Source organism: Anaerolinea thermolimosa, assembly GCF_001050195.2.
Lineage (GTDB): Bacteria > Chloroflexota > Anaerolineae > Anaerolineales > Anaerolineaceae > Anaerolinea > Anaerolinea thermolimosa.
The window spans coordinates 101882-116157 of record NZ_DF967967.1 but is presented as its reverse complement, the minus strand read 5'-3'; the positions used below and the strand labels follow the sequence as shown (position 1 = coordinate 116157).

General features: G+C 43.5%; 9 protein-coding genes. All 9 read right to left on the bottom strand.

Going from position 1 to position 14276, the window contains the following annotated elements; all coding sequences use genetic code 11:
• Window positions 1-140: 140 nt before the first annotated feature.
• Complete coding sequence (locus tag ATHL_RS17805; RefSeq protein ID WP_062196496.1) at window positions 141-1286, bottom strand: cysteine desulfurase family protein; 1146 nt, start codon at window positions 1284-1286, stop codon at window positions 141-143.
• A 5-nt stretch (window positions 1287-1291) separates the two neighbouring features.
• A complete protein-coding gene (brxL, locus tag ATHL_RS17800; protein ID WP_062196495.1) occupies window positions 1292-2719 on the bottom strand; it encodes a BREX system Lon protease-like protein BrxL in 1428 nt (475 codons plus the stop codon).
• Window positions 2716-4920 (bottom strand): PglZ domain-containing protein, encoded by a 2205-nt coding sequence (locus tag ATHL_RS17795; RefSeq protein ID WP_162787804.1) that lies wholly within the window; start codon window positions 4918-4920, stop codon window positions 2716-2718. The genes brxL and ATHL_RS17795 overlap by 4 nt, the downstream gene beginning before the upstream one ends.
• Window positions 4881-9092 (bottom strand): hypothetical protein, encoded by a 4212-nt coding sequence (locus tag ATHL_RS17790; RefSeq protein WP_062196491.1) that lies wholly within the window; start codon window positions 9090-9092, stop codon window positions 4881-4883. The genes ATHL_RS17795 and ATHL_RS17790 overlap by 40 nt, the downstream gene beginning before the upstream one ends.
• Window positions 9093-9114: 22 nt before the next feature.
• The gene (locus tag ATHL_RS17785) at window positions 9115-9570 is read right to left on the bottom strand and encodes a hypothetical protein (protein WP_062196489.1); all 456 of its coding nucleotides are present in this window, start codon (window positions 9568-9570) and stop codon (window positions 9115-9117) included.
• A gap of 27 nt (window positions 9571-9597) precedes the next feature.
• Entirely contained in the window at window positions 9598-10407 is an 810-nt protein-coding gene (locus ATHL_RS17780) for a DUF4007 family protein (protein ID WP_062196488.1), read from the bottom strand.
• Window positions 10407-10886 (bottom strand): hypothetical protein, encoded by a 480-nt coding sequence (locus ATHL_RS17775; RefSeq protein WP_162787803.1) that lies wholly within the window; start codon window positions 10884-10886, stop codon window positions 10407-10409. Before ATHL_RS17775 ends, ATHL_RS17780 begins: the two co-directional genes overlap by 1 nt.
• Entirely contained in the window at window positions 10865-11680 is an 816-nt protein-coding gene (locus ATHL_RS17770) for a phosphoadenosine phosphosulfate reductase family protein (RefSeq protein WP_062196484.1), read from the bottom strand. The genes ATHL_RS17775 and ATHL_RS17770 overlap by 22 nt, the downstream gene beginning before the upstream one ends.
• 55 nt (window positions 11681-11735) lie before the next feature.
• Window positions 11736-14276 (bottom strand): hypothetical protein (locus ATHL_RS17765; RefSeq protein ID WP_162787802.1); only part of this gene is annotated, 2541 nt, incomplete at its 5' end.

Here is a 14276-nt window from a genome sequence, read left to right as displayed (position 1 = left end):
GGAGGCTACTTCAGAGGCGGCGAAAGCCTTCCAGATTGCAGCGCGGGCGTACCTTGCCAGGCATCCGGCATAGTGCAGGGTTCCAAAAGCCGGGCTTACCAGAGCCCGGCTTGTGTTTTGTTCGTGTAACGTATAATCTTTTATCGGTTTAATTTTGAAATCGCAGATGAAATTTGTTTTATAGCAATTTGAATATTTTCTGCTGTTGTCATACGTCCTAGAGAAATACGAATGGAAGAGGAAGCTTGTTTTCGAGTCAGCCCAATGGCTTGTAACACATGAGAAGGCTCAAGTGCACCTGTATTACAGGCAGATCCGGTGCTCATCATCAGTTGGGGAAGACGTAGTAATAATACATCAGCATCTTCTTCAAAGGTTAAACTACTTGTATTGGGCAAGCGTGATGCAAATCGAGCATTGATACGAAGATGAGGAATGTTTTCCAGAAGATTTTCCTCCAATTCATCTCGTAAAGACTTTATCCTGATACTTTCGGTAGAAATTTCAGAGTAAGATATTTCGCAGGCTTTACCCAAACCAACAATCCCGGGGACATTCGATGTTCCTGCCCGCAAACCACTTTCTTGACCACCACCTTCAAGCAGAGGGCGAATAGGGATTTTGCGCGGGCCTCTACGCACGTAAAGCGCACCTACTCCTTTTGGGCCATACATTTTATGGGCACTGAGAGAAAGTAAATCTATCCCCCATGCATTAACATTCACAGCGATTTTACCAACTGCTTGAGCAGCATCAGTGTGAACAAGAGCGCCTTGAGAATGCGCCATGGAAACAATTTCCGAGATAGGTTGAATTGTCCCAATTTCGTTGTTCGCACTCTGGATAGACACGAGAAATGTTCTTTCATCTAGTGCTTTTTCGAGAGCAGAAAGGCACACCACACCATCTTCATTTACAGGGAGAATAACAACTTCAAAACCTCTTTCTGCTAAACGTTTACAAGGAGCAAGTACAGCTTTATGTTCAATCGCACAGGTTATAATTTTCCGACGCGAAGCAGGAGCATATTCTGCAGATCCTAAAATCGCAAGATGGTTACTTTCGGTAGCCCCAGAAGTAAAAAAGATTTCGCCAGGCAGTGCATTAATCAATTCTGCTACCTGCTCGCGAGCAGTTTCCACTGCCTGCGCAGCTTTGCGTCCCAACACATGCAAACCATTTGCCGGATTGCCATAAATCTCCGTAAAATACGGTGACATCGCCTGGACAACGCGTGGATCGCAGGGAGTAGTGGCATTGTAATCAAGGTAAATTGGCTGATTCATGAATGTTATCGTAATTCATAACCTATTTCTTCATCATATTGCCGATATTCAGAATCAAGAGTATATAACTGATCCCAAACCAATTGCCGCAACTCTACAGCAGGGCGAACACAATACATTTCAAACTCCTCAGAAGTAATTTCTCCGTGAGGGTATTGCAATTTCATTAAACCGCTCGCAATAAGATGCACAGCATCTTCATTGCGTTTATACACTTTCCTGCCTTTCAAGGAGAGTCTACGATTTGTGTATTCATTTGCCATAACATCTTCACGTAATGCGAGTAATGCGTTTCCAAAGAAATCAGATTTTAATCCTATTCCCTGAGCAAACGATTCACTACTCAATTTGCGAATCTTCCATCCCGGTATAATACCACGAAGACGGTCAATAAACGCAGTTTCCTGCAAGAATTCAGGTAACTCTTTAACAATTGGACTATTGATTGGCTGTTGTTGATTATCAAGCAGGATATTTGCTAACATAACCAGACTACACGGACTGGCTGTTTCATATAACCCACCTCGCGTTAATCTGCCATTTGCTAAAAAGCCCTTTAAGCCACCAACAATCTCTTGTGGTTTTTCAAACTTTAATGTTTGAACTTCATCTAACACCACAACAGCGAAACGGGCTAGCAATCCCCATTGCCCAGAAGCATTATTAACAAATAATACGGCTGGAGACACATTTCCACCACTTACAAGACGGACCCGGGGATTGATATTTTCGTAAAGATAGCTCTTGCCAGTTCCTTTTGGAGCAAGCTCTAATAAGTGAAGATTCTTTTCCACAAGAGGGAGCAAACGGCAAAGCAGATAAGTTTTTTCACGTTCGTCGAAAGCCCAAGGATTGTATCCCATTGAAGTTAAAAGCAACGCACGCCATTCATCCAAAGTAAAATATGCTCTTTTTTGCTTAAACAACTCCAAGTTTAAGACGGCTTGCATTGGTTTAAAAGAGACAATTGCAACCCCTTCTTTGGTTGCAATCAGCTCTGCCACCCCCCACATTCCTTGTTTGAGTAAATCAGGATATTCCTCAACAATTCCATCGCTTATATAGACGTCATGCAAACCAAGAAGTTTTAGTTGTGCTACACGTTCCCTTTCTCGTTTTGTAAGAACAATTTCTACTTCTACTGGAGTTAATACCTTAACTACTTCCCCATTTAATAATCGATTCTTAATGATATTTGACTCACCAGGAAGTGGCAGATAACGATCAGCCCAGGATTGAATTTTATCAAGTTCCTCTTGCGTAACTTTACCTTCACCAGGTGCAAGGCTATCCAATACCCATTCTGCTACATAAGCTGGAACATTACGCCTCGTAAGTTGGCTACTGGGCAAGCGCCTTTTATCAATTGCCGAACTTCCAAAAACCCTTTTCGTTTTTTCATTCAGGGTTTCTTGCGTAAGGGGTGTGCTCATAAGAGATCCTTGAGTAAGTCATCAGATTGTTGATACAGAATTTGGACCTTCAAATCAGGAGTAACGTTCTGTGTATAAATTTTGCCATTAGGTAATGTAAATGTTACTTTGGCGGTCAAATTTCTTTCTATTATTTTAGAAGGCCATGGAGCAAGAATTTCTTGGAAAATAACTTTGTCCAGTGGAGGAATTTCTTTATGGGCTGTAATTTTACCAAGATAATTCTCTCCCGAAATTTCTATTTCCTGACATTCAAGCGACATACGGCTGGAATTGAGTATTGAGATAAAAACCTTGCTGCTCATATTTGCTTCACCTTCACCGGATATGGAAATATCCAATTCTGGCGTTGCGGCGTCACGTTCAAATACGAGCCAGGGAACGATCACCTCTTCCGGGAATAATCCGCCATGGGGGTAGGCTTCATAACCATTAGAACTGTTAAAACACGACTCATTCCAGGCAATGCGAAAACAATGATTTTGCCTCATCCCAAAGCGTTCCCCGTCAAGTTCAATCCATCCGTCTTTTTCATAGATCACAAAACCGGTTTCTGGGAACGCCCGTTCACATGATTTCCATGCCACACGCCCATGTGCTTTCATTCCCTCCTCAAGTGGTAATTGCCGTGGAGAATGGCTGTTCATCAGTCGACCATGATCACTGGTAATAAAAATGTTAAGATGAATATTATCGGGTGTTGTATTTACAACTTCTTCAATTTCACGTACTATCGTTTGAAGTTCAGAAAATATCTTTTTCTCCCGTTTGTCTTCCTGTTCAAAGTGATATGCTTTGTCTGGTTGTTCTACACGCCAGAATATCACCTGACCAGGCTGCACATCTCTTAGGTGTCTCTTAGGTGAACGATTATCCGGTAAAGTTTCACCCAGGAAAGGAGTTTGACCTGTAAAATTGGGAGGCACTCCTCGCAAAAGGGCTTCTTTAGCAAACTCCGTCACTGTTGGAAGTGTTGTGAAGATATAAGATTTCTTTAAAAGCGTCAATCGAGACACTCTGGAAATTTCCTGGAGAAGCACACTGGCATCCCAGACTGGTAAGCCATCCAATATGATACAGAATATAACCATGTCTGAGGAATTTATTGTTAAACGAGCAGATTTTTGATAAGCAATGTTTTCTCCACCCAACAGCCAAAGTGGATAATGTTTAAGCAACCATCGGATAAAATTATGGGCATGTTTGAGAACAATTTGACGTGAATTTTCATCTCCGTAGGTTGCTTGCCAACGTCGGTACGGGAAATATTCATTCTCAAACCAAGCCAAGACGGCACTTTCTTCCTCGGGTAATGTTGAAGGTTCCGAAGGAGGGAGATGTTTTTCGAGTTCAGAAAATATCTTATGTGATACAAATAATTGAATATCGCCCAGAACAGTACGATCTAGTCGGTGTGGATTTTTTATGTAATACTCTGCCGCTAAATGAGCAAATTCCTGACGAAGATCTGAGGGGAGCGGGAAAAATTTCATCTCCGCGAAGAAAGCCCCCTGACTGTCAACAATCCTCTTCATCCATACCTGTTTGAGTTCCTGCAGCCATTGAGGGGGTAATTTAACAGGAAACTCTTTCATGTCTCTCATGAAAGGCCTCTCAGCACCAAGCCATTGCCATAACAAGACTTTAGCATTTTCAGCATTGGTTGCTTGATAAAGGCTTTTTACAGTCTCATCCTCTGCACACTGCTCCATAATTGAAGCAAATTTCTCCAGAATGGTTTTTTCGGCTGGCGTAGGATGATGCCCCAGCCACCAGAGCAACCAATGAGCAGCATGTTCAAGAGAGGGTTTGCCATGCCACAGAGGATAATCCATTGGAAAACAGGCATCTAATATATGAACAGGAGATAGCTCATCAGAAGAAACAAAATTTTTACCAATTTTCTGAGCAATCTCTTTGGCTTGCTCATTGGTCAATTCAGGGAAAAAACGCCTCAAAGCTATCCCGGGAGATTCGACTACCCGTACAGGCAGATTGCGTAAACTATAAAAGCCTTCTGCCCATGCGCACAACTCTCTTCCACGAATTAAAAGACTTTGCCCTGAAGTAGCAAGACGAAGGAAATCTACTTCGTTCTCTACAAGGATATAGCCATCAGGAACTGGACAGTCTTGTTCATGATCGAGGAGGATTTCCATAGCTATAATTGCTCCACCAGCTCTTGCAATCGTTTGAGGCACTCACGACGCGTATCAGTATTCAGTTCTTTGAACAGCATCTCTATTTTTAATAAAGTATCTTTTTCTACCTTCTGTCGTAACAACTGAGTCAGTTGGTTTAATTTGCTCCGATCTTCGCTCGGGAGAAATTCAGGAGGATTCTGGGCAATACGTAATAATTCATCGGGTTTAGCGCCATTGGTAAAGCGAACGCTCAGATCTATTAACCATTGACGCGCTTTTTGCTCTTCCTGCTGGCGAATGTTATCAACTTGCCTACGTTGTTCATTGAGTATCTCGCGTTGGGCCTGACTAAGGTAATTTGAGTATTGGTTTTCAATTTCGTGGATTCGCTGGGAAATCGTATCCAAATCTGAGGGGGTTCGGCATGGTAGAGAAGCAATGTCCCGAAGGCTCTCAAAAAAGCGTTCGAGGCGCTCAATCCTGCTCTGAATCTCCTCCAATTGCTGATACAGAGGAGTATCCTGGGTTTGGTCTACATTTCGCAGGAGAAGAGTCTTTCGTTCTCGCAATTCATCAAGGCTCTTTGCTTTTTCAACGGCTAACGGAAGGCTAGCAACCAGCGTTTCAAATTGACGTATTCGGCTTTCTATTTGCTCCAGTTTGTTCTTCCGTAAAATTTCTGTTTCCGTTGATAGATTGTGAAATTCGGTCAACTTTGTACGGTACTGGAACAGTGCCGCTAATTTGGCTGATGGTTCCATGCCATTCATTTCAGCCACAATTGCTTTTTCATTCTCGCGCTGTTGGAGATCTTGTTGTCGTTGTTTGAGCAGTTCAAGAGCCCTTTGAACTTTAGATACAAGAATTGGATATTCCTGAACTACTCTTAATACTTTCTGTAGTTGATTTTCATTGGTTGTGTAATGGCTCAAATCGGTGAGCATAGAATACCGCTTGCAATAAAGTTCCAATTCGTGTTCTAAACGTGTTTCCCATTCTTTTCTCAAAACAGATAATGAGGGTTTCGATGGAACCACCAAATCAGAAAAAGAAATCCGACGCAACGAGTCGCCCATGGTCAGTAACTTTTCGACATCAGCCGAATGTAATTGCGAAAGCCACTCCCCGATCTGCCGATCATATTCCTGCGCTCTGGCAAGATCTTGCTCCAACAATGGGCGATATGTTTTGATTAATTCCATTCGGTTTGCAGGCAAATGGGGATTGGATTGCGCTTGTTCAAGTTTTTTGAGGGCTTGATCTGCTTCAAGAATACTAAAGCGCGAATCCTTCTGCCTGATCTGATCTATGATCGCATCAATTTCCATGAATCGTTCCTCTATATCGATGCGACGAATTGTAAATCCTTGAGTGATTAGTGTATCAAGGAAGCCCTTAGGTCCCTTCGAATTATTAAAGATTTCTTTGAATTCCTCTAAAGTTTTAAGTCTCCCTTCAAGGCTCAATTGAATTTCATAACGATGGAAGCCAATCCACGCTGCGAGGAGTAATGTAAGTGTGTTGTAATCATGTCCGTAAGGAGGATTGAGGAATTCTATAAGTATCTCCCTGGCTGAGGTTTCTCTGCAACCAGGAGGGAAAGCATATTCCAGCCGATTCCAGGCCTCACGCAGTGAACGAGAAGTTGGTGGTTGGATGTTGTAATTTTGTAAATCCAACAAGCCCCATTTTTTCGTCAGATATTCGACTGCAACCGTATATTGCACATCCTGGTTTTTTAAATTCCGTATACTCAGTCCTACAGTATCTTCGAATAAACCGCGGGTAATATTTTCGACAGCTGTCCGTAAGTGGTTTACCCCCTTTGTTATAACTGGTTTATCCGAAAACTCCACACGATGTTGATACGCCTGACGGTAGCACTCTGTTAAAACCTCTTTGATAGAATGTTTCCTGAGAGTTTGAACAGATGCCAGATATTCCCCGGGTAATATATATTCATGGAATTGCCGATCCAAGTCGGAATAATGGTCTATATCACCCAAAAGAGTATAAAGACCAGTTTTTATTTCGATCTCAGTACGGGTTTTTTCATCATTCCATATAATAGAGCCTATCTTTTCGCGTTCACTCTGATTTAAACTCATCAGGGCTTTTATTCTTTGAGCAGCATTTAACAAACCGGGATTCACTTTATGAGGCAAAATAATAAGAACCGGTAGTGGGTTAGGTTTCATGCCCGAAACGGAATCCAACAAGGCTTGGGCATTTTGACGAAACCACATCTTTTCTTCTTCGCTTCTTGCCAGTAGCCAAATCACCATTCCACGTGGACTCTCCTCAATACCGTTCTTGCCAACACGATATCGGGAGGTTAATTCCTGAAGTGTCTCAGGCTCAAAGTATTCTTTTATCAACACTACCTGGCGGGGTGCCCAATCATCTGGATTTCCAAAATTTTGGGGAATTGTAAAAGGAGGAATTTTTTTGGCCATATCCTCCAGCAAGGTGTAATCCACAGGTATTTTTTGTACCGCTTCTCCTATAATTCGGTCAGCCTCATGAGAACGAGCCCCAATAGGAAAGAGCGAATAAGTATTACCGTTTTTTTGGATCACCCTATTGTTGGTTAACTCCCCTAATAGAGATGGAACTCGATTCAAATCTAACCCCGATAAATTGCTCAACAACTCATTCTGTTCGCTCCCACTTCTTACCTCTGAGCTGAGTTCACTCACCGCACGCTGAAGCAGCAAGGCCTTTAATACAGCCTTATGATCCTCAGTGAGAGATATGGGAGAATTCTCCAGCGCGTAGCGATATGCCTCATACCATCTCTTAGAGATTTGTTCTCCAAAGAAATCTACCAATTCAACGGCAAAAATAAAGTTGGGAGTTCCATCCTCACGTTCGGCGGGTTGATCAGGGATGCCCTTATTCCAACGATCCCGTACGAAATGCAAAGCAGTTCGTGGATTTTCTCCTGCTCCGGCTTCGAAAGTGTGCGTGGAGAGAATTGCTGTGGTTAATGGATGAAGGGGATAACATCCACGAACAACAATCTTTTCAACCATACCATGGTCCCATTTTAAGGCATCGTTATATCTCCTTGGAAAATACGTGAACAACATTTCGCGATTGCGTACCATCATTGGCTTCACGTTTTTCTGATTCCACCAGACATTCCAGGCAGCATCATCTTGTTTGAGATAAGCCTCTAACACTCCTTCCATGAGTGAGAAAAGGCGGGCGCGTCTATCTCTTGGTAAACGATCTAATTCTCGTTTAACATCTTCTCTTCGATTGCCATGAGCATAGGTCTCTACAACACTTTCAATGTCCAATTGAGTAAATGCCAGAAAAGCACTTTTACCCGGGTGATTGCTAATACCGTTAAGTAATTCCTGTAACTTTCCAGGAGTTCGAGAGGCAGCATATTTTTGAAGAAACAGGCTGAATTCATCAAATAGGATCAATAAACCACCCAGATGATTGGGTATGCATACTTCATTCACCGCCCAATGAATTAATTCGGTTAAGTTTAATTCACGCCCAAAGTCCGGATACAATCCTGTGGCGTATTTAATGGCTTCACGAATAAGTTCATAGGTTTCAGCTTTTCGATAGTCTTGTCGCAGTGTAGCTAAATCGGTATGTTCTTTGTCGTGCAGATAACTATCAATCTTCTTAAGAGTCTCCTGGCTTTGAGCGGTCAGCCACTCTTCCGCTTTGGCGTACCAGAACGGCAGGGAAACTCCCCGGGTAGAAGCATGTTCTTTCAACGCCTGTTCCAATGCGCGTAAAAAACCCTCCTGCAAATCGCTTATGGCATCACCACGTAAGCGCATAACTAAAAATTCACCTTTGGTTTCCTTGAACTCTCGGTACCCTTTCAACAAAGCAGAATTGTTAAGGGCCTGCCCCAATCGTTCAAAGATGATCTCAACTTCTTTAGAATTTGCAGGGCGGCTAAGTAAATTGGCTAGTACCAGTGCCAGGTGACTCTTCCCTCGCCCATAATTGGCTGTAAGGACCATACGGTTGAAATCAGAACCAGACCGATCAATCGTAAAAGCGTTCTTGAGCATGTCGAGTACATCTTTCGCTGCCACATCCCGCCCTGCCTGACTGGTTATGGGTGCACTGACTGTAAAAATATAATTATTTAATAATTCCAGATTCAGAGAGGGGTTATCATAATCGCTTAACTGAACATCCGAGCGAAAAGAACCATATTCATCCATATGAACCAGCTCTTTAATAAGCATATTTTCCTCCCTGAGTATTGATTTAAACAGCCCCCTCAGCAATTTGGGGTGCAAATCTCAATGAATTGTTCAGCAAGTAATGTGCGGTTTCAGGTAAAGCAATGATCAGTTTCGTTTGAAGGTAAGGAAGTGCCAGTGTTGCATTCCAGAATTGTTCCCGCGCATCTACTTCCATACCCAATAAAAGCAGGTCAAAAGTATGCAGGAGCAAACAGTTTCGTTTATAGGTGCTATTTCCTATACTGTTTATGAATTCAAACAATTTCTCATGAGCATATCGAGTTCTTAATCCAGAATGCTTAGCCCCCTCTGGAAGACGTTCCAGGTAAGCTTGCCTTGCATCCAAAGGTTCCATATTAAGGCTTACCGCAATATCTTCTTCATGCCCCAGATGCATGACTGGGAAAAACCATACCCCCACACTCACCCGTGAACCAGGCTGTCGAAGTTGCTGAACAAGGGTACGAATATTATGCATAATTCCCCCTAATCCTTCCTGAAATCACTACATGTATATCCTTTCCAGCGCAAACTCCAAACCGGGTTGCAGCAGAACAATTTGATAGGGACGTGCAATACGGTACAGATCAATCACCCCTTCCCGTTTTAGTTCGATCAACAACTCGGTCAACCCTTCTTCGCCTAAGAGGAAAATCCCGGCGAAGTTTTTTCCGGTGAAATCATCCAGGTTGATGGTCAACCGCTCGCCATAATGCATTTTCCAGTATTCCGCCAGGGCATACCCCAGCGCCCAGACAGGAGGCGGGTTCACCTGAGGTACATAGTAACTCCCTTTTTCAGATTCCTCGAGCAAACCAAGGCGCTTTAGACCATCGCTCTTGAGATACGTTCCGGCAAAGATGGTGATGGTACTGCGGACCGAACGTGGAGCAGGGGTTCTTCCTGTATTGCGTTGCAAAAACATTGTCAGATCTTCCACAAGTTGTTCGGCTGTAAAAGTATTGCCGGGAATGAACCATTGGGTCACCAGGTGATGCCAGAAAGCCGTGGAACGGTGCGGTGCAGCCAGATGGTAATGCAATAGCCACTGGGTGCTCGATTTTTCCATTTGCGGATCAAACTCCGCCACAAAGCGCCCGAACAGGGTCAGCCGATTCTTTTCATCCAGCAACCCTGCCCGTTTAGCGTATCGGGGCATAGATTTTTTATAATTATTTCCTAATGAGGTATTTTGTAATACTTCTTTGTCAACTTTGACTTTCTGGCGTGTCTCTCTTAAAATTTGATAAATAGAGGATCGCGACAGAATGAACTTTTCATGAAAACTAATTGTAAACTTATCACCAATGTTCATTATTCACCTTCTTGAGAATTTAATAACTCAGAGATAAACAATCTCAATTCTCTGCGGGCTTTTGGATCCTGTAGTAATTCATATACATCTTGGCGAAAATATACATATTCAATGTACTCGTCAATAAGACGTAAACCACCACCTGTGGTTGTTAATTTGCTATAATCCTCCACTTTCTCGGAGCGAATCTTATGGTACCAAAATCCTGATGTTCGCAAGTGGAAAAAAGGAGGCCCAGGTTGACATAAATCATCCTTTCTTTTAACCAAATAAAATATATTCTCAAAAATCTCTATTAATTTATCCGAAAGATAAATCTTATTCTCCGTTATTAAACCCCTTTCTATCATTTCAATAACAGAGAGTAGCATTACTAGCTTATGAGGGCGATAATGTTCGGCGTGTTTACCTCTTTTTATAAGCCTGATTTCTTGTTTAAGACACTCAATTTTTTGATCTATAGATGGCATATTAGACATGAGTCATCCCCCAAGTCATCATATATATTTGCTTTAAAAATTTTTGAAAGAGGTGTATTCGGAGCCGCTTTTTCTAAAGAGGTAGGTCTGCTTTGGGAGTGAGCCTTAATTTCTTCCGCTCGTTCTGGTTTTATGAGATCTCTTAAGCTTTCTCCTGGAACCCAGGTGTAACTTTCACCGGTCTCTGGATTGTATTTCTCCATTTCCACAGCTCTTTGGAACTTATCTGGATGTTTTTGAGCTAAACCAATCCATTCAATTCGTTGCTGGAAGAAACAGAAATAACAACCAGACCGTGATCTCCATTCGTAATATTTGGGTAATCCTAGCCCACTTTCTTCAAGGATACGAAATACATCTTCTCTTACAATACCATCTTCAATAAAAGGATATTTTGGAACAATATTCGGTTTTGTAGATATATACCCTTTCCGATGAGGTTCATCTGCTCTTATGCCAATATAATTGTATACAAGGTCATCTCCAACATATCTTTCGAAAGGTTCAATTTTTAGTTTTCTGGTACACCATCTTGTCCGCGCATCAGGCAAAACCCCCCGATACACTTCTAAATAATGCCTAAAGGGTCTTTCAGGATTAAGCTTTTCAATTCGTTTACCTAAAATTGCTTCCAACTTATCTAGATATTCGTAAGTTTCCGGGAGTTCTTCACCGGTATCGCAGAAGACGTATTCCAGGTTGGGGATACGATCGCGCAAATAAATTGCCAGCGCCGTACTGTCTTTACCCCCAGAAAGCGAGACAATATGCCGCACAGGTTGTTGAGTTGTCACTTTACACCTCGAGGGAACCGATAATTAATAATTATATAGCAGTTTGTCATCATGATTATTCTCTCAAGCGCGCCAGCAAAATTTGCAAAGCAGATTGAAGCACCCGTTTGTCCGATTCCAGCGTCCAAAGATAAGTTTCCATCTCATTCACAATTTTCTGACTGCGCTCTTGTAGTTCTGGCGGTAATGAGGGAGAAATTGAGATACCCGCCTCAACGCGCCACAGATCGCCCATATATGCCGCCTGTGCCTCAAAGCGCTCAGCATCGGTGTCCGTCCAGGTGCGGGGTGGTCGGCTGGCAATGAACGCCAAAACACTTTCCAACGCAGACCGAGAATCAGGAGCCTCTGCAGCGCGCTTCACCAGTGGGATGAGCTGGGGATGCGTTACCCGAACGGCCATTTTCTGGCATTCTACGCGAAATGCCTCCCATCCTTCTTCTCCATTGGGTAACCCGCAGGCAGATAACCACACATCCCGCGCCCAGACAAGTAAGCGTGGAGTAGCATTGGCAAGGGCTTCCAGGCTAAGATTTAATCGTTCAAAGAACATATCAAAGCGTTGAGGATTAAATTCTTCCTCTTCGAAGGGCAACATCCCCAATGCCTCAGGAAGTTCCACAAAGAGAAAACGTTCTGGCGAGCGAGCTTTTTCAGCAGCCAGGCGCAAGTTTAGAGCAGAATCAGGAAGTTTTCGAGTTCGCTGTGCATGTTCAGGCAGGGCTTTGAGGCGTCCAATTAAAGAACGAACCACCGGCATCACAAAGGGCTGAACGCGTAACCCCTTCGCCATCCTTTCCAAAATAGCAGCCCGTAAGCCAGTTACCCGGCATCCTGCAATGGAGAACAATTCAGGACGGCGCAGTAAAACTTCCCAATCGGCAACATCCGGATCAACCATTAATGTGCCTTCTTTATACAAGGTAATTTCATTTTCATGCACCTTATAAAACAAGGCCAGTAAAACTGGCGCCAGCCCTGGAGTTGCCCCGTAAGGGGGAGAGAATAATAGGTTATATAAATCCGTCACCGGACGCGGTTCGGGCAAACCGTTAAAGATGAAATGGCTCATAGCCTCCCATACCGGATACAAATGAATCGGATTCTCTTTACTGGGCGGAACAATTTGCCATATATCTCCCTTTTGACGGTGCAATCCGCCGCGATTTAAGAGCGATTCATACATACTGCGTTCTGGAGGATATTTTTCAATTCCCAACAAGGGTTTATCCGCGCGAGTTAGAATCCCTTCGATCAGTGTGCGTCTCGCCCCAGCCCCCTGAGAGGTCAATTCACGGCGATTGAGAAGTTCATTCCACAACCGAGGTGAATAGGGGTAAAGCGTATCACAGATATCTGAGAGCAAAGCCGAAAGCCCTCGTCGCACGCTCGATGAAACCTCTCTCCCTTGGTGATACCATTGACAACCTGCCAGAGCAGACCCTTGTTGAAGATTAAAAGCCTCATCTAAGTCTGAACGAATAGCCCGTTCAAGAAAAGCCAGTCGTGTTCTCCATTCCTTCCGGGCTACAGGATCATCGCGCAATTCTGGGGTGTTTTCCCGTATCCAATGTAACCCTCGTAATTCTTGTGCCAATTCCCGCAAATGGATAGCACGTGAAGAAACGCCAACAACCAGATTCACCCTGTTGGATATTTCTTCATTGTGCACCCATTGCTCAAATTCTTCCACCTCAGCTAATGTATTTGGAAGGCATAACAATACCACGCCACTAGCACTTTGTGAGGCATCCAGAGAAACAAAGCCCTTATTCCGCGAATCTACATACCGCATATCAAAGAAACGTTGAGTACCCGTTTGATAGCTATGCCGTCGAGCTAACAATGGCCGAGGCGGCAGATATTTCTGCAAGACTTCTGCCACACTCAATGTGGTTTCTATTGCAGAACGGGCGATTTGCATTCGTTCCTCAATATCAACATCGCTACCTTGCCAAACAGCATACGTTTGGTTGAACCGACGATAAGTGACAAAAGACTTTTGCTGAAGCGCTTCTAACGCGGTCTGGATTTCTGCCTCATGATATTTATAGGTAAGTGCACTGACGATTAAGCGTTCCCTGGCTTGAAGTGGACTGATTTCACCCAGCCAATTTAACAAGGCAATGGTCTTAAGTAAGTCTTGTTCAACTGGCCTTAAGAATGGAGTATTTTCTAGCCGTTCTAGAACTTCGGTTAACGGCCGGGCACGCCCTGAGGAATAAATCGTTGCCTGGTAATTTGCCGTGAGGTAATCAAATACATTGGGCAAGCCTAACGTATCCCCAAGATTGTGTGTAGATAAAAATTCCTGGAACCCAAATGGTTCCTGTGAGGAAAGATACGCAAAAATGGATCGCTCATTTTGGGCCAAACGCCGGAATACATAAGGTAAAGCTACAAACACACCAGGATGAAGCGGATACACCTTTCGGCAAAGTCTCTCAAATTCGTCTGTGTTTATACCGGGCGGACACCATTCCGCATAAGCGCCTGTGGATGTAGATAATGTAACGTGAGTTCGGGTTAGGCGGGCAAGGGCAGGCAATTGTCCAAGCCCAAAGAAGGTTTTGACGGTCGGCGGCAGTAAGCGATC